Annotated in this window: 30 protein-coding genes; 6 read left to right on the top strand and 24 right to left on the bottom strand. The window is 45.8% G+C overall.

Going from position 1 to position 26,011, the window contains the following annotated elements; translation table 11 throughout:
• Positions 1-3 precede the first annotated feature (3 nt).
• The gene (locus tag JHD45_RS02265; RefSeq protein ID WP_199474581.1) at positions 4-624 is read left to right on the top strand and encodes a DUF6881 domain-containing protein; all 621 of its coding nucleotides are present in this window, start codon (positions 4-6) and stop codon (positions 622-624) included.
• Between the two features lie 326 nt (positions 625-950).
• Here the strand turns inward: JHD45_RS02265 and JHD45_RS02260 are convergent, their stop codons facing one another.
• The 14 genes from JHD45_RS02260 to JHD45_RS02195 all read right to left on the bottom strand — a co-directional run bounded on the left by JHD45_RS02260 (position 951) and on the right by JHD45_RS02195 (position 10,651).
• Positions 951-1,388 carry a type II toxin-antitoxin system PemK/MazF family toxin gene (locus JHD45_RS02260; protein ID WP_199474580.1) on the bottom strand — a complete coding sequence of 146 codons (438 nt, stop codon included), beginning with the start codon at positions 1,386-1,388 and terminating at the stop codon, positions 951-953.
• A gap of 67 nt (positions 1,389-1,455) precedes the next feature.
• Complete coding sequence (locus tag JHD45_RS02255; RefSeq protein WP_199474579.1) at positions 1,456-1,761, bottom strand: hypothetical protein; 306 nt, start codon at positions 1,759-1,761, stop codon at positions 1,456-1,458.
• Complete coding sequence (locus JHD45_RS02250) at positions 1,758-1,958, bottom strand: TraR/DksA C4-type zinc finger protein (RefSeq protein WP_199474578.1); 201 nt, start codon at positions 1,956-1,958, stop codon at positions 1,758-1,760. Before JHD45_RS02250 ends, JHD45_RS02255 begins: the two co-directional genes overlap by 4 nt.
• A gap of 20 nt (positions 1,959-1,978) precedes the next feature.
• Entirely contained in the window at positions 1,979-2,479 is a 501-nt protein-coding gene (locus JHD45_RS02245; RefSeq protein WP_083208285.1) for a holin family protein, read from the bottom strand.
• Entirely contained in the window at positions 2,466-2,960 is a 495-nt protein-coding gene (locus JHD45_RS02240) for an N-acetylmuramoyl-L-alanine amidase (protein WP_199474577.1), read from the bottom strand. Before JHD45_RS02240 ends, JHD45_RS02245 begins: the two co-directional genes overlap by 14 nt.
• Before the next feature lie 546 nt (positions 2,961-3,506).
• On the bottom strand, positions 3,507-3,950 hold the full coding sequence (locus JHD45_RS02235; protein WP_083200887.1) for a Mor transcription activator family protein: 444 nt from the start codon (positions 3,948-3,950) through the stop codon (positions 3,507-3,509).
• Between the two features lie 143 nt (positions 3,951-4,093).
• The gene (locus tag JHD45_RS02230) at positions 4,094-4,681 is read right to left on the bottom strand and encodes a hypothetical protein (RefSeq protein WP_199474576.1); all 588 of its coding nucleotides are present in this window, start codon (positions 4,679-4,681) and stop codon (positions 4,094-4,096) included.
• Between the two features lie 41 nt (positions 4,682-4,722).
• A complete protein-coding gene (locus tag JHD45_RS02225; RefSeq protein ID WP_199474575.1) occupies positions 4,723-5,310 on the bottom strand; it encodes a hypothetical protein in 588 nt (195 codons plus the stop codon).
• A complete protein-coding gene (locus JHD45_RS02220; RefSeq protein WP_199474574.1) occupies positions 5,307-6,017 on the bottom strand; it encodes an AHH domain-containing protein in 711 nt (236 codons plus the stop codon). The genes JHD45_RS02225 and JHD45_RS02220 overlap by 4 nt, the downstream gene beginning before the upstream one ends.
• A 170-nt stretch (positions 6,018-6,187) precedes the next feature.
• Entirely contained in the window at positions 6,188-6,838 is a 651-nt protein-coding gene (locus JHD45_RS02215; RefSeq protein WP_199474573.1) for a DUF3164 family protein, read from the bottom strand.
• A complete protein-coding gene (locus JHD45_RS02210) occupies positions 6,828-7,217 on the bottom strand; it encodes a hypothetical protein (protein ID WP_067015314.1) in 390 nt (129 codons plus the stop codon). Before JHD45_RS02210 ends, JHD45_RS02215 begins: the two co-directional genes overlap by 11 nt.
• Positions 7,214-7,930 (bottom strand): AAA family ATPase, encoded by a 717-nt coding sequence (locus JHD45_RS02205; RefSeq protein WP_067015317.1) that lies wholly within the window; start codon positions 7,928-7,930, stop codon positions 7,214-7,216. Before JHD45_RS02205 ends, JHD45_RS02210 begins: the two co-directional genes overlap by 4 nt.
• Complete coding sequence (locus JHD45_RS02200) at positions 7,927-10,116, bottom strand: Mu transposase C-terminal domain-containing protein (RefSeq protein WP_199474572.1); 2,190 nt, start codon at positions 10,114-10,116, stop codon at positions 7,927-7,929. The genes JHD45_RS02205 and JHD45_RS02200 overlap by 4 nt, the downstream gene beginning before the upstream one ends.
• Positions 10,117-10,366: 250 nt before the next feature.
• Positions 10,367-10,651 carry a helix-turn-helix domain-containing protein gene (locus tag JHD45_RS02195; RefSeq protein ID WP_067015323.1) on the bottom strand — a complete coding sequence of 95 codons (285 nt, stop codon included), beginning with the start codon at positions 10,649-10,651 and terminating at the stop codon, positions 10,367-10,369.
• 193 nt (positions 10,652-10,844) lie between these two features.
• On the opposite strand from JHD45_RS02195, the gene JHD45_RS02190 reads away from it, so the two are divergent.
• The 4 genes from JHD45_RS02190 to feaR all read left to right on the top strand — a co-directional run bounded on the left by JHD45_RS02190 (position 10,845) and on the right by feaR (position 16,031).
• On the top strand, positions 10,845-11,552 hold the full coding sequence (locus JHD45_RS02190) for an XRE family transcriptional regulator (protein ID WP_199474571.1): 708 nt from the start codon (positions 10,845-10,847) through the stop codon (positions 11,550-11,552).
• A 313-nt stretch (positions 11,553-11,865) separates the two neighbouring features.
• Positions 11,866-13,470 carry a GMC family oxidoreductase gene (locus JHD45_RS02185; RefSeq protein WP_199474570.1) on the top strand — a complete coding sequence of 535 codons (1,605 nt, stop codon included), beginning with the start codon at positions 11,866-11,868 and terminating at the stop codon, positions 13,468-13,470.
• Positions 13,471-13,484: 14 nt separating this feature from the next.
• Positions 13,485-14,966: an NAD-dependent phenylacetaldehyde dehydrogenase gene (locus JHD45_RS02180; RefSeq protein ID WP_199474569.1), complete on the top strand. Its 1,482-nt coding sequence runs from the start codon at positions 13,485-13,487 to the stop codon at positions 14,964-14,966.
• Between the two features lie 165 nt (positions 14,967-15,131).
• The gene (gene feaR / locus JHD45_RS02175; protein WP_199474568.1) at positions 15,132-16,031 is read left to right on the top strand and encodes a transcriptional regulator FeaR; all 900 of its coding nucleotides are present in this window, start codon (positions 15,132-15,134) and stop codon (positions 16,029-16,031) included.
• 210 nt (positions 16,032-16,241) lie between these two features.
• On the opposite strand, the gene JHD45_RS02170 is transcribed toward feaR, so the two are convergent.
• The 10 genes from JHD45_RS02170 to JHD45_RS02125 form a co-directional block, all read right to left on the bottom strand.
• Positions 16,242-17,531, bottom strand: coding sequence for an amidase (locus JHD45_RS02170; RefSeq protein ID WP_199474567.1), 1,290 nt, complete (start codon positions 17,529-17,531; stop codon positions 16,242-16,244).
• A gap of 135 nt (positions 17,532-17,666) precedes the next feature.
• Complete coding sequence (locus JHD45_RS02165) at positions 17,667-17,795, bottom strand: alpha-hydroxy-acid oxidizing protein (protein WP_199474566.1); 129 nt, start codon at positions 17,793-17,795, stop codon at positions 17,667-17,669.
• Between the two features lie 18 nt (positions 17,796-17,813).
• Positions 17,814-18,317 carry a flavin reductase gene (locus tag JHD45_RS02160; protein WP_199474565.1) on the bottom strand — a complete coding sequence of 168 codons (504 nt, stop codon included), beginning with the start codon at positions 18,315-18,317 and terminating at the stop codon, positions 17,814-17,816.
• A gap of 28 nt (positions 18,318-18,345) precedes the next feature.
• Positions 18,346-19,299, bottom strand: a complete 954-nt coding sequence (locus JHD45_RS02155) for a PDR/VanB family oxidoreductase (protein WP_199474564.1) — start codon at positions 19,297-19,299, stop codon at positions 18,346-18,348.
• Positions 19,300-19,385: 86 nt separating this feature from the next.
• Positions 19,386-20,141 (bottom strand): SDR family NAD(P)-dependent oxidoreductase, encoded by a 756-nt coding sequence (locus JHD45_RS02150; RefSeq protein WP_199474563.1) that lies wholly within the window; start codon positions 20,139-20,141, stop codon positions 19,386-19,388.
• A 33-nt stretch (positions 20,142-20,174) separates the two neighbouring features.
• The gene (locus JHD45_RS02145; protein WP_199474562.1) at positions 20,175-20,657 is read right to left on the bottom strand and encodes an aromatic-ring-hydroxylating dioxygenase subunit beta; all 483 of its coding nucleotides are present in this window, start codon (positions 20,655-20,657) and stop codon (positions 20,175-20,177) included.
• A 1-nt stretch (position 20,658) separates the two neighbouring features.
• Positions 20,659-21,948 carry an aromatic ring-hydroxylating oxygenase subunit alpha gene (locus JHD45_RS02140; protein WP_199474561.1) on the bottom strand — a complete coding sequence of 430 codons (1,290 nt, stop codon included), beginning with the start codon at positions 21,946-21,948 and terminating at the stop codon, positions 20,659-20,661.
• Between the two features lie 53 nt (positions 21,949-22,001).
• Positions 22,002-22,520 (bottom strand): nuclear transport factor 2 family protein, encoded by a 519-nt coding sequence (locus JHD45_RS02135; protein ID WP_199474560.1) that lies wholly within the window; start codon positions 22,518-22,520, stop codon positions 22,002-22,004.
• 30 nt (positions 22,521-22,550) lie between these two features.
• A complete protein-coding gene (locus tag JHD45_RS02130) occupies positions 22,551-22,913 on the bottom strand; it encodes an IacB protein (protein ID WP_067015367.1) in 363 nt (120 codons plus the stop codon).
• 60 nt (positions 22,914-22,973) lie between these two features.
• Positions 22,974-24,173 carry an acyl-CoA dehydrogenase family protein gene (locus tag JHD45_RS02125; protein WP_199474559.1) on the bottom strand — a complete coding sequence of 400 codons (1,200 nt, stop codon included), beginning with the start codon at positions 24,171-24,173 and terminating at the stop codon, positions 22,974-22,976.
• Between the two features lie 649 nt (positions 24,174-24,822).
• Here JHD45_RS02125 and JHD45_RS02120 point away from each other — a divergent pair.
• Positions 24,823-25,968, top strand: a complete 1,146-nt coding sequence (locus JHD45_RS02120; protein WP_199474558.1) for an ABC transporter substrate-binding protein — start codon at positions 24,823-24,825, stop codon at positions 25,966-25,968.
• Positions 25,969-26,011: the final 43 nt, after the last annotated feature.

Genomic DNA, 26,011 nt, shown 5'->3' with positions numbered 1-26,011 from the left:
TACATGACAACGTATCTCTACTCAAAATGGATAAATGCTCCTAAAGATCAGCCAAAAGAATTTTACAGCGAGCTTGACGCTGAGCGTTATGAAACCCGTAAGGTGGAAGTGTTTTCCGATGATAAGCTGAATTACGCATCCGCCACAAAATCAACATGTGAAACTAGATTAGGCGAAATTCCCGTTCCCCCCACTAACGAAATAACGGACGATCCAGAATTTGACACAAAGGAAATATCTAAAGAAGCCTTTGAAGAGATTTGGGAAAAGGCAAACGATAATTTTTATAGCGACCCTGTGAGAAAAAGAAAAGTCATAAAATCACTCCCTTTTTTAAAAGGCAGGAAAAAGAGAAGTTTTGAAAAAGCAGCTGACTCATTTATGGCAATAGCGAATTTGCTTTTTTCGTCTGTCATTGTCTCGGCTGTGGCTACGCCAATGTCTGTGATAGTCAAAAACATATTTAGTGACTCTCCAAAAATATCCATTTTTGACATCGAACAGCTACAAGCTGCAATTGTTGAAAATGGGCCGATTTTGATAACTATGTGCGGTGTAGCTGTATTTTTAGCCTGGCACTTTAGGAAAATAGCATTAAATATTTATGACCTACTTGATAGCTAGATGCTTTGGGCAGACTCGACACATTAGTCAAAACCATTGAGCATCTTGGAGAAACAAAGACTAGCAATCTATAACTAAAATAGGGGAAGATAGGTTTTACTGTAGCCCGCTCGTGAAACGCTTTCACCACGACCTTACTAGACCTTACATAAAACAAAGGCTCCAAAAAGGAGCCTGATCTCAGCACCAAACTAGCTTGTAATCGCTTTAGAATGGGCTGGCTGCATGGGACGGACCTTAATGCAGTCTCGAATGCCTGATGCGATGCAGAGCAGGAACACTCATAATATAAAACATGACGATGTAAATATCAACCTGATAAGATACTATAAATGGGCGCTAAGCTTACCAAGATTCAGACCATGTAGCATACACTTATAAACTTCTTTCATTTGATCTCGACCTAACTTATTTTGAAAATATACTCGTTTTCCGCTTGTCGGATCCCTTTTTCCTAGCATAATTAAATCTAATCGGTGAAATCCGACCGTATAAATCATATCCCCTTTAAGCCAAGTATCGTTTTCTTGAAAACGACCTAGCTGAGGCATTGAGCTTCTAGGTATTTTATAATGATAGGGTTTAATTGGATCTGGCACCTTAGTACTCAAAGCTAATACAGTAACCAAGCCTACTCGGCCCGCTATATCCGAAGCAACAACTAGCACAGGTCTTTTATTTTTCACCATTTCTGGCTCTTTAAAGCCAACAGAGAAATCACACAGTAATATTTGACCTACTTTTGGGTGAAACTGTATTGCCATTCAGAATACATCCTTGTATCTATAACGTTAGTCACTGAAATGCTAACACATTCCCACCTATCAGTAATCAAGACTCCTTCTTATTCAACAAATAGTCGTGTATTCGGTCTGTTGTCACCGTCAAGCGGGTTAAGGTGCTTTTTAACCCTTCCATCTCGGCGGTGAGTTTGGCGATGTCTTCATGGGTGGCGGCTTTGTTTTCTAGCTGGGTAATGCGTTTGTCCAAGGTTTGTTGACTCATAGTCATCTCGCGAATGGCGTTGCTGTTTTTAGCACGACCTTTGTCAATAAACATCCAGCCCGATAACATTAGCATAATCCCCCACTGTCCCACATCAAACCAGAATTTCCATTGCCCCCAATCGGTTGTCATTGGCGTTTCTCCTCATCTTGCTGGCAATCGATACAGCGTGTGGTATGCGGCAGCGCCGCCCGCCGTGGGGCGGGAATCACTTCATCACAGTCCACACAATGGGTCGTGAAGGTCACCTCTCCTTGTTGTCTGTGTTGTTGAATCGAGGCCGCACGAAAGGCTTCTTCTAAATCCGCCGCCCAATCTAATAAATCCATAATCTTGTCCTATCCCATCCTTACTTAAGCAAGCTGGTTACTGGCTTAGAGCCCGTCGCCGCTTGCGTAAGCGGGGTCTGCGTTCCACGTTTTTCTATGGTTCGGCCAATCGACCAAGTCGCACATATGCCTCCCCACGCCAACCAAAAATCCCCGGGTAAATCCGCCAACGGCGAAGCATCCACTGTGACACCCGTGGCCGTTGCTATGCGGGCAAGCAAAGGGAAAACCACATAATTAATCGCGATAAAAATCAGCCCAGCGTAAACCACCGTGGGGCGAGCCCGTTTGGTGTAGCTGTCCCCTTGGTTTAACTCCGCCACTAAGACGCGCTCTTTGGCTTCCAAGTTTTTGCGCAAACTCTGCTCGATCTCGCTGTCTCGCTGTTGAATCAGGGTTTGCATTTGCAGCTTGAAGGCGTTTTTATCGTCCGGCGATTCAATAAAGCGATCCGCCACCTCGCCAATGGACGACACCAAGGATCCCGCTCCCGACGTAAACAAATCGCTAAACCACCCCATGGAAGTCACCTTCTAAAATATGTTGATCCAACGGCCGAAACTTGCGACTAATCCAAGCTGGAACATTAAAACCTGGGCAGGTTTTCGGGCTAAATTGGTTATGGCCGTACACCGCCAGCGAAGTGGCTAACTTGTCATCCAAACTTTGAATAAGATTGAGCAACTGTTGCCATTGCACCAAAGCAAATTTATCCATACCAATCAGGCAAATACCGATACTTTTGGGGTTTTTCCCATAGGTGTGCGCCCCCACCTCTTCCAGCGGTCGGCCACGTTGAATCGTGCCATCTAACTCAATCACATAGTGATAGCCAATGTGCTTTAACGGGCTATAACCCGGACAAATACTCATGTCTCGTTCGAAATGGCGCGCTTCATGCCATTGGTCGATCTGTTCAGCCGTAAACACATGGCCATTAGGGGTTTCTGCATGATGAATAATCACACTATCGATCACACTTAACTGTCGACGGGCTCCCATCGTTTTCTCCTCTTCAAAATACACAACACACACGGCCAACTGCCGCGAGCTTTGCTCCAAGTTACAAGAGAGAAAAGAGGAAAGCCGACTGGACGGATTCAGTAATAGAGGGGGGATTTGTGATGCTTGTTTCGTTGGATTAGCTTAATGGCTTTATTTACTCGTGGTGCATTTGCATGACAAAACAAAAGATAAAAGGAATGTAAACACTCAAACTTCTTAAACCCCTCCCTAACCCTCCCCTTAAATAAGGGGAGGGAACTGGAAATGCCGCCGTAATAAACACCTCCCCCCTTACTAAGGGAGGAAACTCGAAATGCCGTAACCTCCCTTACTAAGGAGAGGGAACTGGAGATGCCACAGTAAAGACTCCTCCCCCTTACTAAGGGGGAGGCAGGGAGGGGGTTATAAGAGTTCAATGTATTTACGAAAAACGTCGAAATACACCACGGAGTTCATAGCCTTACCATTCACCTTTTTTAAGGGGAAATAACAAAATCGCAGACATAAAAAAGGCCCGATCAGGGCCATGAAAGAGACAATGAGTTAGGCAAAGCCTTGGAATAAATCCGGTGTAGGGTCATCTGGCGGGGTGGTTTTCAGAATTTTCCAAATACGACGATCCGTGAGTTTATGCTCCATGGCTAACTGATTCACCGCACTGGTGGCGGTTTCTTTGGCACGAATACGCGCTTCAAATTCACTGATAATCACATTATCGCGAGCACGACGCAGAGCCGCTGAACAGCGGGGTACGTACAAGGGCGCGCCACCGTAATATTGGGCGAGTTTTTGTGTTACCTCATCGCCCATTTTCTCGGCTAAGAGCGCCAATGTTGCGCGACCAATGGCATTCACGCCAGATGGCATCGGCAACGTCGTCCCGCCAAAGGTATTAATAAGACGCGCCGTATCGGCCCATCCAATTACATGAATAAGCTGCTGCGCTGAGTCGGGCAATAAAGATTGCCAAGGTTCTAAAGTCATCATGCTAAGAAAACTAGCATGGTGATGCGTTAGTAAAAAATTCTAACGGTCAATGATTTTTAGCGGATCACTAGCAATAAAAAACCACCTCGATGGGTGGTTTTGTTTACAGCCAGTCACTCGTTGCATAACCCGATTAACTGATTCTAGAACTCACCTTTATAGATATAATCCTCTACTGGCGTGAAAGTCAGCCCTTTAAGTTGATGGGCTTTAAACGACTCGACAAGTACCTCATTGCAAAACAGCATAGAGCCGCTTAACCTACTTTTAAATAGCACTTTTTGAACAACATCCGCTTCATTAAACGCAATATGTCTGTAGCCAATAGGAAGCCCATCGACATACTCCACATCGCTTAACGCTGTGTTCTCTTCGCCAAACATAAGACAGTTAAAAATGTACTTTGTATCACCCTCTACGGAAATTTTTAAAAACTCTCCGTAAGGCGCAAGAAGGTTCTTTAATACCTCAAAGGCTTTCTCACTGAAAACGCCCCAGCCTGATGCTAGGTTAATGTCCAAGTTCGCTTCTTTCGATTTTTTAAAGTAATTAAACGTCATCGAGTTAGGCCAGACATCGCTCAAAGGTGTATTGTCTTCATACAAATCCATCAAGACGCTAAGTGCATTAACACTTCCATCCATGTTGACCTGTAGCTTCTTAGCGACTGATATATAGTCGAAATCAATAATGCTCTCTGAGTTTATGGCATTGTGGATTGCATATATCATGCCTTACCGCGCCATTCCTTTCGCTTATTGTACTTTGTCTATTAGAACTCACCTTTATAGATATAATCCTCTACTGGCGTGAAGGTCAGCCCTTTAAGCTGATGGGCTTTAAACGCCTCGACAAATACCTCATTGCAGTACAAAAGAGCCCCTCCCAATTTGCTTTTATAGATAACCTTGCTATCTACATCATCCTTGTTAAACGCAATGCAGTCGTAGCCAGTATGGACATTGTTGAAATAGCGTTTTTTACTAAGTGTGTGGTCTTCCTCACCGAACACAAGCGGATTAAAAAGGTACTTTCTGTCCCCTTCCACATCAATTTTTAAGAACTCACCATACTCAGCCAACAATGGTTGCAAGGCATCGTGAGCTTTATCACTAAAGACCACCAAGCCTTCTAAAATACTCACATCGTTGTTCTGCTTCTTGCCCTTAGGAGTATACTTAAACGCCATAGGGTCAGGCCAATACTCAGATAATGTATAATTTCTTCCGTGCATATACATCAAATACTTTAATGGCTTGATGTCTTCGCTCATTTTCGGCTTAATTTTTTTGGCCACTTCTAAAAAATCGTACTCAATAACATCATACGAGTTTGTAATATTGTGAACTGCATACATCATGATAAACCATCCCAAGATTCGTCTTTTTTCATCATTACTTGCTGCGGCATCATACCATTCTTAATTCTCAACTTAACTTCTTGAAGTAGGCTTATAAAACGCTGTGAAGACATTTCATGCCGCCCCAATGTCGAAGATATCCACGTTTCATAGTTATAGCGATGTATTCGACGGTGAGAAGTGGCTGCGGACGTTGCCCAATCAAACTCTTTCTTCCCCTTCTCAACACCATATAACCATACGCCATTCATTGGATCATTAATTCCCAAGCCATGCCCATGTAAAAAAAGCCTTGCTCTTGCTGTAGCCGGTTGTTGGAAGCGCCCTTTACCTGGAATAATATGATGGGCCTCATGCTTTATGGAGGGTTTAGGCTCTCCTGAGGCCGTTAAAAAGCTGGCTAGTTTTTGGGTTGGATGATGCTCTTCCATCATAAGCGTGTCTTCATCTGAGGATCTACTTTCCTCTCTGTATTTTTCTAACACTTCTTGTATGACTGTAATTGACTTAAGCCTCTTCCGCTCTTGCTCTAGGTGCTTATAGTCTTGGTTAAGTCGTTTGGTTACGTCCGCTTCTTTGGCGTCGCCAAGTCGCGCTTTTTTGTCATAAAAGGCTTTGGCTTTGAGTTCGTAGTTGTAGATCGCCATTTCGAGTGGCGTTGGATCAGACGGGCGTTCTGGTTGTGGGTAGTGCTTTAGGGGCTGCATAATAATATCCTTATCACTATATTGATGCCGGACATTTTTTAGGCATTAGGAGCTGTGGTCAACCCCTCTTACACTCTTATTACAACGCTTGTGGTTTATAAATAGAAAAACCACCTCGATGGGTGGTTTTGTCGTTTCTCTTTTTGTGACAAGTATCGTAGCTGGCTAGCTTATAAGGCCGCGAGGTCCAGCGGTACGGGGCGATACTGGTCCGTGTTGTCGATGCGTTCGTAGATGCGCACGTAGACGGCGGTGCCAATGGATTTGAGGGCATCCCGTAAGGCCTCCATGGCGCGGTTCCATTCGTCGTCTTCGATGCTTAAACGCATCAAGTCGAGGATCTTGCCCGTTTTGATTTCGCCTTTGGTGTTGGTTCGAAAGGCTTGGCTAACCACAGCACGAATGTTGTCGTTAGCCCCTTCGCTCCAGCGTGATAGACAGGAGTCGATCAGCGCTTTGGCGGCTTCGATCTCTTCGGTAAAGGCCAAGACTTCGCGAAACGCTCGCTGAATTTTATAACGGCCATCGTAGGTGGTTAAGCTGACGTTACCTTTTTTACCGCCCAGTTTGGCACCGTAACGCTCACCGGCAATTTGGATTAAGTCGTCGATATCTTGCAACGCCAGTTGTTTAAAGGTCTGCAAGGCGTTATGCAATTCAAGGGCTTTAGGTACCAAACTTTGCACTACTTGATCGCGCAATAAATCTTGCTCACGAATGGCGCTTTCTGGAACCAAGTGGCCGCTGGCATTCTGGCGGTAGCCCATTGGAATGATGGACGATTGGCTCTCTTGCTGTGTGTGATTCCTACTATTGTTCATCTTGTTGACTCCGGCGATTGGGGTTGTTTGGGCAGTTGGCGCAAGCGCGAAACTGGGCAATGGTTTGGTTATTGGTGTTCATAAAAGGACGAATCCGTGTGCGATGGCATTTCGCAGAGGTGATGTCCCCCAAGGTTGGGCAATTCACTCGCCCCAGGGCATCCACCACTTTTTGCTCGATTTTATTGGTGGTTTTGCTCGGGTAACGGTTCGACAATAAGGTCGATACCGCCGAACGGCTCACACCAATTTGACGGGCTACGGTGGCGCGGCTACTCAAGGCCACCGCATCGGCCAGTAAGCGGATAAAATGGGGTGGCTCTTCTCCCCAGGCGGATACATCCACTAAGGCTTGGGTATTCGATCTGTGCTGTGTCATAACAACCTCCTTTTTGGCGCATGGCCGGTATACAGTGGGCGATTGGCCCAGTTCGCTTGGTCGGCAATGGTCCAACCACAAGACAATGCCACTTCGTGGATGCGCTCAAGGTTGACCACGATGCGCCGAATGCTGCCTGCGGCGTGGGCGATGAGCATGTCTAATAAATCGTCGGCCACCTCGATGCTGGGCGCATAATGGCTCGCCAGTTGGCGCGCATCGTCTAAATCCACCAAACGGGCGGGCACCCAATCAAGGACTCGACCGTGAAAACGTTCGTACTTTTTCAACTTGTCTGGCAGGCGCTCTTCGCCGATTAATAGGATCACCGCTTGGCTGGATTCGTATAAATCTCGCACCAGCTCCACGGCGTTTTTGTCGATCAGGTGATCCATCTCATCGATGATCAAAGGCCGATTCGACAACGCCAGTTCTTGGGCGGCGATCTCCAGCATTTCTGGCAAGGTTTTCACCGTGCTGATGCCCATTTCCCGCAAGATGGCTTGTAGGAAAAACTTCTTGGTCCAGACACTTTTCGCCTGCACGTAATAAGCGCGACGGCGATTGGCCACAAAGCTTGCCGCGACGGATTTGCCGGTGCCGCTGGGGCCATATAGGCACACCATGCCGGGCAGTGATTGCGTGCGCGCTTGGGCGCGTTCGATGGCCATATCGCACAGGGCGAGGTTGGCAGTTTGCGCGATTCCTATCATGATGACGGCTCCTGTTTTTTGTTGATGTCGTCTCGTTCATGGGACGATTTATCTAATGAACGAAAATACTGATACTCTTTGGTTAATGGATAAGTGCTCAGCCAACGTTGATGCTGCTGCGCCTGCTCTGGGTCACGCTGACACGCTTGGTATAAGGCATAGCGACCCGCAGGCGACAAGGGCTCATACGGGTTGGCTGGTTGACGTGCGTTGTCTGCTTGCTGAGCAACAATCGACTCAGCCTGCTGTGTAGTGATTCGTTGTGCACTGGAGAGAGAAAACGCCCCTTGCCATGCATCCAAACGGTTCTGCTCTTCTAGATACAACGCGGAATACGATGCCTCTAAGGAGCCATTGCCTGTGCGCTCCGCTTCAATTTCGTCGACCTTTTTCATCGCCCGATTCAAACGACCTTGAGCACGCTTTTCTCGCGCTTGGTTAAGCATGGAATCAGGGAAATATTTGCTCTCGTTGGCGTTCCAATCGGCTTGAGCAATCAGTTCACCGGTTTCCATGTCGAACACCCAAACGCGACTTGCGTCATGAATGTCATAGGCCACTTGCACATTAAGGCCGTGAAACTCTTCAAGTTCAGGAGAAAAATAGCGATTGTTGAACAAACGCACTTCGCCACGCACCACGGTACGTTCTTCACGGGGACGGAACACATGGGCTATCTCATCGTTGCTAAGCTCCAACGGCTCCCAGCCAGTAGCGACCTTGTCCATCCAAACTTCCAAAGGGGTTTGGTGGCGCTTAGTACCTTGGTCGTCTATCTTCGGCAAACTGCTATGGGGGCGCTTGTTGTACCAGTCCACCCGCTCGTCGACCCATTTCATAAAGGCCTCCCAACTCATGGTGCTGATCGGGCCGTTCCCCTGAGCGCCTTTGCGTGAGGCGGTAAAATTGGCCAGTCTTGCTTGGCGATCCATGTCTTGGCCAACATAATTTGGCAGAGTCTTAGCGCCAGCCACCCATAAAGTTTGATGCACACGCTCGATGACCCCTCGCGCTTTCGAGTTGTACGGCAAGGAGTGAGTCATTTCAGAGCCCAAGCGTGCAAGAATGCCTTTTGCTTCGTCCTTTAACATGTGGTTCACATAACCCGAGCCGTTGTCCACATAAATAAGTGCTGGCACGCCGCACTTGCAGGCATCCATCAAGGCATCCAACACGGCGATACCGGATTCTGCCAAGGTCACAGATACGCCCACCACTCGGCGAGTGGCAATGTCGATAAAGGTCGTGATCTCGGGACGAAACGGACGACCATGGAGCGGATGGGAGACTTCCCCATCAAAGGTATGCCCATCGGCGCTGTAAATATCGCAGGGCAAAAGATGGTCGAAGCGACGTCGAGCAAAGGGTCGAATGTTCACTAAATCGTGACAGCCCATACGGCCTTTTTCTCGTTCGACTTTGCCCAACTTATTCAAGGCACGACGCACCGCGTAAATGCTTGGACACGGTTCTTCGCCCTGCCAGTTGTCACGAAACTGCTCGTAAGCGCCGTTCACACTGGGTTTTTCTGGCACGTTATAGAATGTTCGAAACGTGGCAAACCAACTGGGCAAAGGGGCTTTTTCACGTTTTTTAGGGATCAAATCGCCCTGCTTTTTCACTTCGGCAAACCAACGCATAATGCTGCGTTTACTCGGATAAGAGCGCCCTGCTGGTTGTGAATCGCACGAATGAACGTAACGAGTATGCCCTCGAGCATCCACCGATTCGGCTAAGGCTTTTTCCAACACCGGATTGCTTTGCCCTAAGGTGCCCAACTGCGCTTGCGTCAAAATCGTCGCGATGGCGCTTTCTTGGCTAATGCCTTCATCAACCATGCCTTGGATAGCACGCAACACCATAGCGCGACTATTGGCCGTATCTCGCTGACGGATACTGGTGTTGTTCTTACTGCTTGGTGCGATTAACGCCCTATTGTTTTGCCCTACGGTGGGTCGCAGGGTCATTTTTTTCAATACCGCTAGGCGATGCTGCTCTTGCAACGCCTCACGAGCGGCTTTTGATAAATTCGAAATGTGGAATTCATAACGCAAACCGCCACTGGAGACGGTGGTTTGGCATTCCCAATTATTCAGTTTTGCGTAACGCAGCACGCCACTTTTGCTTTCAGGTAGCCCTGGCAAACGCTGCTCGCTGATATCTTTTGCGGTTAACCATTGTTTCATGTGTGTCTCCGACCCTAAATTTTGGGCGCAACTTTCCTAGGACGATGCCTTGGAATCGCCTATCTATTTGATTTTTATGGGGTTGGCTTGTTACAAGACGCTATAGAGCGTATGTCTTAACGGATTCAATATGGTGCTTGCTGTGCATAACGGCATCCTTTGCTATAGTTAATCGTCCTAGTGACGATTTATTGACGCGGTTTTCGTTGCTTTGTTATTTATCTATTGGTTTACTAAAGTTAATTGGTTTTTACTTCTTTAAGTGCGTTAAACTGATGGATGTTTTAAAATCAATATCCGACTTTTGGTATCGGGATGGCCATATCTCACTGGGATGTGATTCCAAAAAGGCAGCGATAATACGCTCCACTTTTGGATAGGACATGTTAAAGACATTGTAGAGCGCCGCTGGGCTTTCATAGCCATGCTGGCGACCTAACTCGGCGAGTGTGGTTCCTTTTTTGCGAATCGCCGCCATAATGTCTTGGCGATGCCAGTCAGAGAGTGTTGTTGAGTGAGTACATTGCTTGCTCATTTTTTTGGCTTCCTTCTATGCAGTTTTATAGAACAACCCTATTGAGTTGCTCTGTTCATGATTTGCCTTTAATAAGATAGCACAATCATACGACCAATCAACACATTTGTGCGGTCACACGAGACAATAATTCGCCTTTTTGTGCGTTTATGAAAATAAGTTTATATAAATCAGAGACTTAAGAGCGATCTAAATGAAAGAAAAAATACCAAATAATGGGTCACACTTGGACGAATTAGGGTATGACTCGTTTCAGGATCGTATAAACATGCTGTCAGAGAAAGTGGGTGGCACTAGCGCGCTCGCACGTTTGTCAGGCGTGTCTGAATCTGTGGTTCGTAAATGGAAGCAAGGCGACTCAGAGCCCACCCTAACGCGTTTGCTGGCCCTCGCCGAAGCCGGCGGTGTGTCTGTCAACTGGCTCGTTACAGGAAAAACGGACAACGCTTCACAAGCAGAAGCTCAACCAAAAGACGACATCACCAAAGAATTCGCTATGATCCCAGGCTACAAAATCCAAGTATCCGCAGGACCTGGCACCGCCCCCATGGAAGAAGAACCTACGCGTTTTCTCGCTTTTCGCCACAAATGGCTGAAATATCGTGGCCTCAACGAGAAAGATCTCGTCCTTGTGTTCACCCGTGGAGACAGCATGGAGCCGACCATCAGTGATAACAACACCTTGATGATCGACACCAGCCAACGCGACATGATCGACGGCAGCATCTACGTAATACGCACCGACAACCACCTCGTCGTCAAACGTGTGCAAAAACTCATCAATAAAGGCTTACTCTTGCTTAGCGACAATAAAGACTACAAAGAGCAAATAATCGAACCCAACGAAGCCAACGACCTAGAAGTCATCGGCCGCGTGGTCTGGATCGGCAAAGACATCTAACACCGGCTAACGCCAGTGACAAAAGACACGCCACAAACACAAAAAAAGCGCATCACCTAAATGACGCGCTTTTTTCTATTCAACTGACCTAAAAATATGCCAACGCCTAGTAAAACAGGCTTTAAACACAGCTCAGCCAAATAACACCCCCTCACCCCCGATTTCTCGACCATGACAAATAAAGCAGGAAGTGACAGACACTTTAAAAGTTGTCCAAAAATGCCATTTTTTTGGCACTGATTGCCATGCGACAAATCAAGGCAAATGCGTTTAATGGGGAATCATAATAAAAGATTATAAAGAGGAACATGTAATGAAAGAGTTTGACTACATTATTGCAGGAGCAGGTTCAGCTGGCTGTGTGGTCGCAGCGCGTCTTATCGAAGCCAACGCGGGATCTGTCCTTCTGCTCGAAGCAGGCGAAAAAGACAGCAGTTTATTTCATAAAATCCCCGCCACTGTTGTGAAGGTTTTCCAACAAAAGTCTTGGCCCTATATGACGCTTCCACAACCGGAATGCGATAACCGTGAAATGCTCATCGCACAAGGTAAAGTGTTAGGCGGTGGCAGTTCAGTGAATGGCATGATCTATATTCGCGGGCAAAAACAAGATTACGATGATTGGAAGACTATCTGGGGATGCGAAAGTTGGAGCTATGAGGATGTACTACCCTTTTTCAAACGTGCCGAAGCTAATGAAAGCCTTGGCGACACGTATCATGGTGAAACGGGTGCCGTTCCTGTCAGTGAAAATAGATACCGTCACCCTTTAACACAAGCCTGTATTCGTGCCTGCCAACAAATGGGCTTGCCTTATACCAATGATTTTAATGGCGCCTCACAAGAAGGTACAGGGTTTTACCAAACCACCACAAAAAATGGTGAGCGTGCCAGTACATCGCAAACCTATCTCAAATCCGTTATCAATAATCCAAACCTAACCGTTCTGACAGATGCCCTTGTTCATAAAGTAAATATTGAAGGTGATGTCGCCACGGGTGTTGTCTATTCAATAAAAGATGGTGAAACAATAACGGCAAAAGCACGTAAAGAAGTCATCATTAGTTCAGGAGCTTTTGGCAGCCCGAAAATTCTTATGCTGTCTGGCATTGGCCCGGTGGAACACCTTAAAGCCATGGGCATTGAGCCTAAGATAGACCTTCCTGTGGGTAAGAACTTCCACGACCACCAACATATGTCGATCAACGCCACGACCAAAGAAGACATCAGTATCTTCAATGAAGATAAAGGATTATCGGCCGTAAAACATATGATGCAATGGATGACAACTCGCTCTGGCTTACTCACCAGTAACATTCTGGAAGGCGGTGCCTTTATTGATAGCGAGAATGTGGGTCGCCCTGACATTCAATTTCACTTCCTTCCTCTGCTTGATAATTTTGACAACACCCCAGGCGAAAAGCCCGAGGCAGAAGGTCATGGCGTTTCGATCAAAGTGGGCCATCTACGCTCTAAATCCCGTGGAGAAGTACGCTTAAAATCGAATAACCCAAGCGACTTAGTCGAAATTGATGCTCAAATTTTGTCACACCCTGATGATGTAAAAAACCAAATTCGAGCGGTTCAAATGGGCCTAAAAGCCATGGAGCAGCCCGCTTTAAAAAGCATTATCAAAAAAGTGGTCGAGCCAAATAACATTGCCATTGATAATACAGACGCGTTGGAAACCTTTGTGCGTCAAAATATCAAAACCGTCTACCACCCCGGCGGCACATGCAAAATGGGAGTGTCTCGTAGTGACTCTGTCATTGACTTAGAGCTCAAAGTTCACGGCACCAAAAACCTTCGAGTGGTGGATCTCTCTATTTGCCCACAAATACCGAGTGGTAACACCAACGCCGTTGCCATGATGATTGGCGAGCGCGGCGCGCACTTCACACTAAATTCTTCAAATTAAGGAGCAATAACATTATGTCAGACATTCCATTATTAGACGCCACACAAGCTTTTTTGAAACAAGATCATGGTCAATTCATTACTGGTCAAACAAAAGCATCTGGCGATAGCACCTTCGATATTATTAACCCTTCTACGGAAGCCGTTATTGCCAAAATCCACAGTGCAACCACTCAAGAAGTCGATGCCGCCATTGAGTCCTCTTATCAAGCCTTTAAAGGCACTTGGGGGAAAACATCCCCTTATACACGTGGCGTTATCCTCAATAAACTAGCGGATTTAATTGAACAGAACGGGGAAGAGATTGCCCAATTAGAAACCTTGTGTAGCGGCAAATCCATCCACCTTTCACGCATGTTTGAAGTGCAACAAAGCGCGATGTTCTTGCGTTATTTCGCTGGTTGGAGCACAAAAATAAACGGCGAAACCATGACGCCGTCTTTTCCTTCTATGCAAGGTGAAGAATACAGTGCTTTCACTCGCAGAGAAGCCATTGGCGTCGTTGCCGGTATTTTACCTTGGAATTTTTCGGTCATGATTGCTTGTTGGAAAATCGGCGCGGCGCTTTGTACTGGTTGTACCATTGTTCTTAAACCAAGTGAGTTCACGCCGCTGACTATTCTGCGTATTGCTGAATTAGCAAAAGAAGCTGGCGTACCAGACGGTGTTCTTAACATAGTAAATGGCAAAGGCGATGTTGGTGGACAACTTATCCAACACTCTAAAGTGCGCAAAGTCTCTTTTACCGGTTCTGTCGCGACAGGCAAGAAAATTAGCGCAACAGCTTCCGCCGATCTGACTCGCTGTACCTTAGAGCTAGGTGGTAAAAATACTGCTGCGGTTTTAAAAGATGCGGATATTGATCGTGTTGTCGGCGGGCTTTTTCAGTTGGGTTACATACATCAAGGCCAAGTATGTGCCGCACCAGAACGTGTTTATGTTCACTCCTCTCGCATTGATGAATTAACGACTAAACTCGCGCAAAAATTAAGCGAGGCCAAAATTGGTTCTCCGCTTGATGAAAGTGTTTATTTCGGTCCTCTCTCCAACGAACCGCAATTCAACAAGGTTTGCGAATACTTAGAAATTGCCCACAAAGAAAGCCGAGTCTTACATGGCGGCAAAGCGATTAAGGGCGAAGGCTTTTTTGTTGAGCCTACGATAGTGCAAGCATCCAGTGTTGATGAAACATTAATGCAGGAAGAGACATTTGGACCAATCATTAGCTTTATGCCTTATGAAGACGAGGAAGAGTTAATTGATCTAATCAATAATACGCCATTTGGCTTAAGCAGCAGTATCTGGACCAATAACTTATCTCAAGCCATGCGAATGATCCCGAAAATTGAGTCTGGTACAGTTTGGGTCAATATGCACTCTATCCTTGACCCTTCTGTGCCATTTGGAGGCACTAAACAATCCGGTGTCGGCCGAGAGTTTGGCCGTGAATTCATCAATGACTACACCGAAGTCAAATCCGTGATCATGTGCTACTAAAAACAGGGAGAAAACTGCAAAAGATTAGACCTTGACATCATGTGAATTTAGTTGGAACAATACTTGCTAAAATAGTTTATATTTCAACTAAATTCGCATGACTCTTAAGGTACTTATACATCAATAAGTCGATCTCTAGAGAGCCATGCATGATGGGAGAAAGAAATGCTCGACTTAGATCACTGGGAACACTCTGTACACTCTATTTGCGGCAATTTTGACACTCAACCACAGCGTAACATCCCTTTTATCGGCAATATGAGACTGGATAATCATAACGGTTTGGATGTGGTTCACATCAAAACCAATGCGGAAAAAATAGTCCGTTCAAAGTCGACTAGCCAAGACGACAAACACTATTTTGTCATCCTACAAAAGAAAGGCTCTATGGGTTTTTCTTGGTCAAACAACAATGATCTATTACTACCAGGCGAAATCGCCCTTATTGATTCTTCGCTGCCTTACGACATGCATCCTCAAGGCCTAATAGAGCAAATGTCCGTGCACTTACCAAAAGTTTATGTTGACAGCTTATGCTCTACACACGCACAAAATCGAATCACCAAAATTGCTCAAAACCGTTCTAGTAGCCAAATGCTATCCACTATATTACGTCAATTGGCGACGACTGATTACCAAAATCCATCTTTTCAGGAAGATGGCGATGCAATGCAATACGCCATTAGCGCATTAATCAAACCCTCTCTTGATTATACAAATAATGATTCAGCTTGTTCTATGAAAGAACGAGCTAAACGACACATATTGCGTCTTTTGACCGAAGAGGACCTTAGTCCAGACCATATAGCAAAAGCAATGAATATGTCGAAAAGGTCACTCTATCGACTCTTTTCAGAAGAGAATCTCAGCGTAGCACAATTTATTTTGCAAATGCGCATCGAAAAATGCTGCGAAGACATGCTTACTGCGGATGCAATGAAACAACCATTGTCAATTACGGAAGTAGCTTATCGCTGGGGATTTTCAGACGCATCACAACTATCTCGTGCCTTTAAACGAGTAAAAGGGGTCTCTCCAAGACAGTGGCGACAAAGCCAAGCGTAATTAAGCTCGCTCAATCACATTTTGCGGCTTATTTTTTATCCCCAAAAGATCAATACACTCTAATACGATTAAAACCTTATCGAAATATTGATCTAAACAAGGACACTAAAACTCGTATTACTATGGTGAAAAGTAACCATAAGTTTAGCACCCCTATTCATTAGATAGCATAAATCGAATAAGCCACACTTATTATCAGAGCAAGACGACTTAATTTAACAGTTCTTTGAACCAGCTAGCATGGCTCAATAGGTCATCGTCTTCACGTACTTTACCGATAAGCTGCAATCCTAAAGGGATGCCATTTTCATCTTTCATGCCCGGTACGTTAATCACAGGAAGCCCCATAGCTTGCCAAGGACGGCTCATGTGTGGTGCCCCAGTGGCAGCATGACCTAGCGGTGCGATATCTGGTGCAGCAGGCGCTAAGATGGCATCAGCCTTTGGCACATAACGCCATAACCAATCTCGACACGCTTGCACCGCCTCCAATGACGCGACATAACTTGAACGATCCATAGTAAGACCTTGTTCCATCAAAGTGGCTAATGGGTCGCTTAGTTGGTTCGGCTGAAAGGATTCTATCACTAAGTTACGACACACTTCCCAGGCCATGATATTAATATGGTGGTTCACCATGTCTTTTATGCGATTAGCAGCATCCAACTCAACCACTTTGACGCCTTGCGCCTTGAGCTTATCTACAGCCTTTTGTGTAGCACTTTCCATCGCTGGTGACGTCTCACCGACCAATTCACCACGACAAACCAACACGCATTTTGGCGCTATTGATTCACTTGCTTTAATAGAAGCAGGCTGACGCAACAAGATCGCACGCAGTAGCTGAATATCTTCAACATTACGCGCAAACAGCCCCAGCGAATCGAGCGACTGCGCCAATGGCTGGCCACCACGTAATGAAAATTCGCCACGACTTCCTACGTAACCAATAGCACCACAATAAGCAGCAGGACGAATCACCGACGCAGCAGTTTGAGAACCCAACGCCATTGGCACCATGTTGTCGGCAATGGCTGCAGCAGAACCACTTGATGAACCACCCGGTGTACGTTCTAAATCCGCAGGATTTTTGGTTTTTCCCGGTTTGAAATAAGCAAATTCTGTCGTAACGGTTTTCCCTAACACTATGCCACCCGCAGCACGAATTAAGGCGACACAGGTTGCGTCTTCAACTGGCTGTCGGCCAGCATGAATCGATGAACCCATTTCCGTTGGCATTTCCTCGGTATCAATAATGTCCTTCACCCCCAATGGCAGCCCTTTTAATAAACTGGCATCAAAGAAGGCTTTATCAGCTCGATAATAAGCAAGGTATTCATCACGAGTGCGCTTCTTTTGCCAAGCCCCTACCTCAGACTCACGGGCTTCTATGCGATCAAAACAAGCGTGAATGATCGCTTCGGTAGTGCAATCCCCTTCTTCTATGGCGCGTAGCATTTGGCACAAGCCCATTTCATTTACATCAATGCTCTTATTCATAAATAAACTGCCTACTCGTGTTGTAAAAAAGAATTTAAAATCTCATTAGAGTAAATAAAGTGGCTCGACCTAACATCACGCCCTGCGCGCCAAGATGACTTTCACTGTATTGCTGCGACGACGAAAGCCTCTGTCTTACAATATGTCTATTTCACCATCCATCGCATGGATAATGGCAGGTAGAGCGCTGAAGGAAGGCAAGGCACCATCAAGCTGACGATCCTTATGATTGCTCACATAAAGCAGGTAATCGATAGTGAGCAAGCACAGTCTTTCTACGGATTACTTTGCTTGAGCCACAGATTGCTCATTTAAGCAGTGGTAAGCTCGGTTGAAATACACTAAGCCTTGACCATCCGTGCCGACTTTTGCGTCTTTCACACGGCAATAAAAGACATTGTGAGAGCCAATTTCATGGCTTTCATGGATTTCGCAATCAAAACTAACCAAGGCCTCATCCAATGCAGGTGCGCCCGTTGTAAGCGTTGTCCATTGATGCTTAGCAAAGCGCTCTTCACTGGTTAAATCACGGTTGGCAAAATCCCAAGAAACATCTTGATGGTGACTTTGCAATACGTTCACACACAATACTGCGTTCTTTTTAAAGTGAGGATTAGCGAATGAGTTACGATTCATACACACCAACAAAGTCGGTGGCTCATCTGTCACACTGGTTACAGCAGTTGCTGTAAAACCAAAACGTCCAGCTTCACCATCGGTAGTGATCACGGACACGGCACCACCCAGCATAGACATGCCATCGCGGAATAGTTTTGTATCAATCATGGTATTCTCCTTCCCTTATCAGGGGATATTAAATATCGAGGACAAGTCGAGGAGAAAGTGAACGAGAACAACACAAAGTAATTTGGTCATTGTCTTCTTTCTCTTCTTCCGTCAGGTAAACATCACGGTGCTCTGGCGTGCCTTCAAGCACATCGCAAAGACAAGTGCCACATGTCCCCTGCTCACAGGAAACTTTCACTTTCACGCCAGCCGCTTTTAGTGCATCAGCAATACTTTCGTTTTCGCCAACTCGTACCGTAATGCCACTTTGCTCAGCAACGACTTCAAAGCTTGCACCACCTGTTTCAACTTCCACGTTAAAAAACTCTTTGTGTACGTTGCTATCAGCCATCCCGAGATTTTTCGCTGTACTAATCACCCAATCCATAAAACCGTTTGGACCACAAACATAAAGATGAGTGCCTGCATCTGCGTCTTTCAAAACCGTTTCCAAATCCAAGCGCTGATCTTCAGAATCAAAATGTAAATCAACATGATTGGAGAATGAACAAGACGCTAATTCATCAAGGAAACCACTTGTTTCAGGCGAACGACTGCAATAATGCAATTCAAACGCCTTGCCTTCTGCCTTCAAAGAATACGCCATCGCAATCATCGGCGTGATTCCGATACCGCCACCAATCAAGATAGAACGCTTAGCACTTTTCTCTAATGGGAAGTGGTTAAGTGGCATCCCAATGGTTAGCTCGGAGCCCTCTTGCAAATTAAGATGAGCTGCCACCGACCCGCCACGGGAGTTCGGATCTTTTAAAATACCTAAACGATATGCACTGGTGTCTGCAGGGTCACTACACAGCGAATACTGACGAATCAGATCATCACCTAAATGCACATCAACATGTGCACCGGCCTCAAAAGCTGGCAATGCCTCACCATTGAGGCTCGCAAGCTCTAAAGCCATCACACCGTCAGTGTGGTTTTCTCGTTTACGAACAACGACTTTCAATAATGTTTCAGACATGCAACTCTCCTCCCGACCCAGGCCGAAGTCGGGACCCTGGTTCACAAACATAACTCAAATAAAACTCGTTAAGCAGACAACGCCGCTTAACGCATAAACAAACCGCCATTGACATCCCATGTTGTTCCGGTGGTGAAGTAGGCTTCTGGACGAGCAAATTGCACGACCATGTCACCAATAAAGTCCGCATCACCTAGTTGACCAACAGGAATCGCACCCAACAAGGTTGGCAAGCGCTCTTCTGGTACCAAAGCGGTCACCATCGGCGAATCAATCGGGCCAGGCGCTATGGCATTAACGGTTACCCCCTTGCTAGCCAGTTCTTTGGCAAAGACTTTGGTTACCGTCAAAATACCGCCTTTGGAAGCGGCATAATGGGCACCCGTTGAAGTGCCTCCATTTTGCCCAGCCAAAGACGCCATGTTGATGATACGGCCATAGCCTTGTTCAGCCATGTGTTTACCCATCACCTGACAACCAATAAACACACCGCCAAGATTGATATTCACCACCTCATTAAACTCTTCTGGGGAAATATCCATCACTGGCGTGGCTTTCGTTACCGCCGCGTTATTGACCAACACATGCAATGCACCAAACTCAGCCTGAGCAAACTTCAGTGCATTTTCGAAATCGGACTTCTTAGCAATATTTAACTCGCAAGCAATGGCGTTTTTCCCTTCTGGATCAAGAGAAAGCGCAGCGGATTTAGCCGCTTCAACATTGGCATCGGTCAATACCACACAAAAACCCGCCGTATACAAACGTGATGCAATATGAAATCCAAGTCCTTGCGCGGCACCGGTTACCAGTGCCACGTTTGATTGTGTAAATTGAGACATTATTTCGCCCTCTTTTTGGGTCATCAAAGACCGTTAAAAGATGAAACTTACTGTACGTAAGAAGCCGTCAGCATGCATCAGTTTGACCACTTTACGAGCAATCAAAAAACCGTCAGCGGTTGGTTTTAAGCGATACTCTAAATCAGCTGGGTATGACACGAGATTACCGTGACGCAATTCATTTAATGTCATTGCACAGCGCACAACTACGTAGTCTGCTGTTTCTTCCAAGATACGCACTCGGGATACCATACGAACCGTACCGCTGACCGAACTAGCCGACACAGACTCACCACTCTCCAAACGAGCCACACGCATACGACGCATATCGGCATCATCTAACGCTAGGTTCAAGGTGTTTTCATAATCCGTTTCATTGTTGTCGGTCGGTACAATGTATAAACCGTTCTTATCCCAAAGAGACAACCATTCTTGATATTCTTTGTGATCTAACAAATCAGCTTCGTGCCAAATAAACGCCGTTGCCTTATTAAGCAGGTCTGTATTAATTGCCATCTTATTTCTCCCCTTCGGCGGCCATCATTTGCTTGTATTTTTGATACGCACCGCGCATGCCTGTTTCAGAACACACAGCACCAGCGACATTACCATCTGGAGATGTATGTAAATTCTCCATACCGCGGTTAACGAGAATCCAGCCATCTTTACCCGCCATTGATCCTTTTTGAACACGCTCCCAGGCTTCACCATCATCTGGAGTACCGAAGCCCATAGGTCCTTGGAAATGCTCATGTAAACGCATACGCTTACGGTTAAAGGGCGCCGGAGCACCTTCACCACCAATAGCGACGTGTTGAATCTCTGTTACCCCAACGCTAACGGGACGTAAGACGCGGAAAAACGCCATTGAACAAGACACGTTCGGGAATAAGTTCAAGTTAAAGCCTGTGCCATGGGCAGCACGTACAAGGCGTTTCACTTGTTCTTCGTCTTGACCTTCATCACGCAACGCCTGTGCAAGATCTTCAAAGCGCTCTGGAATCGGCTGATCCAAATCCGCCTCTAAATCCACTAAGTCAGGAATCATTACCATGACACTGTGACCATGCCCCAAATCCTCAACGAAACCGTCGCCATCTAGGAAATCAAAAATGTCCGCAGTGGCATTATCCAACGAGCTAATAAATGACTTATGGATGATTGGAAAATGGTAAGCATCCGTTGTGTTTTCAAGCTGGATTTTCCAGTTACCAGGGAAATTAAAGCGATGCTCGCCCAACACTTTCAATGGGTAACCGCCACCTTGTTTAACAAACAGGTCGATCCATTTTTTCGCGCCGCCCAAGAAATCTTCTAGTGGCTCAATGTCGCTTTTAAAGGTCGCAAAAACCAAACCTTGGTACGACTCATGACGCAAACTTTCTAGTGGCAAATCGTTTTTATCAAGAACCCCTTCGTATTCTTCTGCTTTCGGAATCGCACGCAAACCACCATCTAAGCCGTAACCCCAGCCATGATATGGGCAGGTGAAAGCTTTCGTTTTACCTTTACGGCCTTCACACACGGTTGCACCACGGTGACGACAGCGGTTCAACAAAACATGGAGGTTCATTTTACGGTCGCGGCTCAAGATAACAGGATGACGACCAACAAAAGACGTTTTAAAGCTGCCCGCTTCTGGCACTTCACTTTCGTGACCAATGAAGACCCAGGTGTTTTGGAACACTTTATCCAGTTCTTCTTCAAAGATTTCTGGGTCTGAATACAACGCTTTGTGGACGCGACCCTCTTCAACCATATCTGCCGCTTTTTGACTGATATTTTTCAACGCAATTAATTCACTCATCTTCTTTCTCTCTTTAATCTTTTAGACATCGACCCTATCGCTTTCGCACCAGCTTATTTAGGTACAGGCAATGTGGCATCATCATTCCAATCCGATACCGGACGGCTAAACAGATTCTCTGTTTGAAAATGCGCCATTCGCCATACACCGTTATCACGTCGAAACGACACGCTCAAACGAGCACTGTTGAGATGAGACCCCCCTGCACTAAAGCTGGATACTTGAATCATGTTCCAGCTGCCAAAAGCCTTATCGCCATCCACACGAATCACTTCAGATGACAGGTAATGCACGTTTAGCGAAAAATGCGCAGGTTCAACGGTGTATTTCGACAACATAGCGACAATGGCATCACGACCTTCATAGCCACCGAAGCTTTTCGAATAGCGAGCCCCCTTGCCTTCCCACTTAGCGTCTTCGGTAAACAAGTTACCTAATTCATCCAATGGAGTCGCTGGGTTTAGGTGATCGCATAGATCCATATAACGATTGATACAAGCACGAATCGCGCGGTCGCTTTCTAAAGCGTCAACTCGTGCCAATATCGCTTCTAGCTCATTCGTGTCCTTCATACTTGTACCCTTCTTATTTATCGTTAGGCCTTAGGCACGTTGTACAATCAGTTCACGACCGATACGGGATTCGATTTTCACATAACGCCAAAGTTTGTATGGCGTATCGCCTACCGCTGTCGTACGTAGCAAGTTACAGCAGGCAACCACAGTGTCGTAGTCTTTTACATCAGCCAACAGATAGGTTGTCCAAGGGTAACCAGCAGACGGACCAACCATACTTTGGTCATCGTCCATATTGCCGATGACGTCAACACCATCCATGTCGTGAATGCCATTCCACATTTCGCCAAATGCCGCCCAAACATCTAATTGCTCATCACGTGCTGCATCCATAAAGTTTTGGTTAATCCCCATGCAAAACAGTACGCGTAATGGTTTTTTATCGCTCATAATATATTTCTCCAATAATCAAAAAGTTCGTCTAAAAACAGATAAAATCAGGCTAATTTCTTATAAATAACCTGGTAATGGCTTCTGCCCGAAGAAAATAGCACCAGCATTTTGCCAAGTAATGTCACCCATAAAAGCGTGCTGAGTAACCACTTGCGCATCGTTAACAAAACGCGACAATGGACTGGCCTTATAAACGCCCGTCATACCGGAGACCATTTGCACTCTACGCGCAACGTCAGCGCCAACACGAGAAGCATGGGTCGAAGAAAGACGTAATAAACTAATTTGCTGAACAGATAAGTCTTCGTTCTTCTCTAACGTCTGCCAAGCATCATTGATTGAATCGTAGAAGAAACAGCGTGCTGCACGCAGATCCGCATCAGCCTTAGCCACTTCCGCTTGAGTTAGAGGACGCTCGCCAATATTTGGAGCGCCAGTCACCGAAGCACGACCAGCCGCCATGGCTTTAAGTTCGTCCAACGCCGCACGCGCAATACCCAAACTAACGACTGCCAACACTTGAGTCGCTAAAGAAAGCGATGGGTAACGGAATATAGTGCCTTCTAGGCTAGACGCACCGCCACGAATGCAAGTCCAGTCTTCAGGAACATCGACGTTATTGACAACCAAATCATGACTACCCGTACCGGCCATCCCGGTCACATCCCAGTTATGTTCGATTGTTAATTTACTTGAAGGCATCACTGCCATGCGAGGTGCACCGATTGTTTCACCTGCGCCGTCTTTAGGTAAAATACCCACGCCAATCATATCGGCGCCTTTAGAGCCGCTAGACCAGCTCCATCGACCTTTCACATTGTAATTTCCTGCACTAAGCTCTGCTGGTTGAGGTGGAAAAATCCCCCCAGCGAAAACAATGTCTGGTGAGTCTGCATAAATTTTCTCTAAAGTAGTTAGAGGCAATGCGGATAGGTAGATGGCACCAATTCCAAAACTCGCTACCCAACCTGCCGAACCGTCAGCCTTAGAAATTTCTTCTACAACTTCACAGAATTGAGCCGCTGTTATTTCATCACCACCAAATTTTTTAGAAACCAAGGCACGGTAAATGCCCAAGCTGCGAAATTTCTCAATAACGTCCTGGCTAATAAATTGCTGGCTATCGAACTCGTTATTACGTGCACGAGTTCTAATGTCGCTCATCACTTGCTCAAACGCCTCAGTTCCCAAAGCATCAAATACAGATCCTGAGGACTTTTCTTCTTGGTAAGGCGTACCTATGTTATTCAGACTCATAATTAGCTCCTCTAATGCAGATTTAGTTACGACCCTATAGGACGAATACACTGTTCAAATGAAGGTTCTTATTGTTTTTACTGCATTGATAAAAAGACTAAGAACTTCTCTCTTTCACCATCGAACAACAGAAACCACCGTCATCCAACATCCCGCTTTACACCACTCAAAAACCTTAAGCTAACGCATAAAGAATATTAATAAGGTCTTACTAATTACTTTACTTGTCAACTAATTTTTCAAGTTAATTATCAACAAAATAGCAGGTTAAAAACCACACATCAAACAAAAACAATGTCAACAAAAACGCATAAAAATGGACTAAACAGCTGATTTAAAACAAAAATAAAGCAAAAAAATCGATTTTTAACAGCAAAAATAAGGCAAAACAAAAACTCCACCCATCCCTACATGAAAAATAAAAATATGAGAAAAAAGTGATTTTTAGTGCGTTTTTTATTTGTTTTTTTGTGTTGTTTTTTACAAAAAACAGTGGCAGGCTACCTTCTTATCAAGGTATGAAAGTGCATAAATCCAATAAAAATAGCTAGAAAAATGGTTACCCGTTAAAGAGGCGAATAATGATCTCTAGGGGATAAAAAAACGCTGTAAACATCAAATAGTGTTAACGACATAAAAGGAACACCTCATGACATCTAAAAAAGTAATATCTGCTTTACTTCTAAGCTCTTCGCTACTTACACCATTAGCAAACGCTGACATAAAAATTGGCGTAGTCAGTTCCACTACTGGACCCATCGCGCTAGTAGGTATCCCTCAAAAAAACACCATCCCCCTCCTCCCCACCTCTGCCGGTGGTGAAAAAATCACCTACATATCGCTAGATGACGGAAGCGACCCAACCGCGACGGTTAAAGCATTCAAGAAGTTAATTGACGAAGAACACGTGGACGCAATCATAGGTCCAAGTGGTTCAGGCAACGCAATGGGCGTTATTCAATTCGCGGCAGAATCAGGTACCCCAATGTTAGCACCAGTTGGGACCGCTGCCGTTGTATTGCCAATGACAGAACAAAAGAAATGGGTTTTCAAAACCACACAGAATGACGACCTAATTGCCAAAGCATTGGTCGAACAAATGAAAGCAACTGGCATAAAAACCATTGGACTTATCGGGACAGCAGACCCCTATGGTGAAAACTGGGCCAAGGTAATGAAAGACCTAACCCAAAAGGCAGGCATTCAAATTGTCGCGAACGAACAATTTCAGCGCCAAGACACTTCCATGACAGGTCAAGGCTTAAAAATCCTAATGGCCAATCCTGATGCCGTTCTGATTGCCGCACCTGGAAGCTCATCGGTAATGCCACAAACCACACTTAAAGACCAAGGTTATAGCGGTAAAATTTACCAAACACACGGTGCAGCACTCGACCCCTTCCTCCGTCTTGGCGGCAAAGCCGTTGAAGGTACCATCCTAGCCGCAAGCTCCATGCTGGTTTTAGATGAAGTACCAGACAGCCCCTCCAAAGAAATCGCCACAAAATACATCGCAGACTACAAAAAACTTTATGGCGAAGCACCCGCTACCTTCGGCGCTAATGTGTTAGATGCAGGCCTACTCCTTGAGAACGCCATTCCAAGCGCACTAAAGTCAGGCAAACCAGGTTCAGCGGAATTTCGTAGCGCACTCCGTGATGCACTGGAAAAAACCAAAGAAATGCCTGCTACACAGGGCGTTTATAACATGACAGCAGAAGACCACAGCGGCTTTGACGAGCGCGGCCGCGTTTTAATTACTGTCAAAAATGGCAAATGGACACTATTAAAATAACTCCCACCCTATAAAGAGGTGGGCACACTCCAGCCAGCCCACC

Source organism: Marinomonas spartinae (genome assembly GCF_016461715.1).
In the GTDB taxonomy this organism is placed as follows: Bacteria; Pseudomonadota; Gammaproteobacteria; order Pseudomonadales; family Marinomonadaceae; genus Marinomonas; species Marinomonas spartinae_A.
This window is presented reverse-complemented; position numbering and strand designations above follow the sequence as displayed.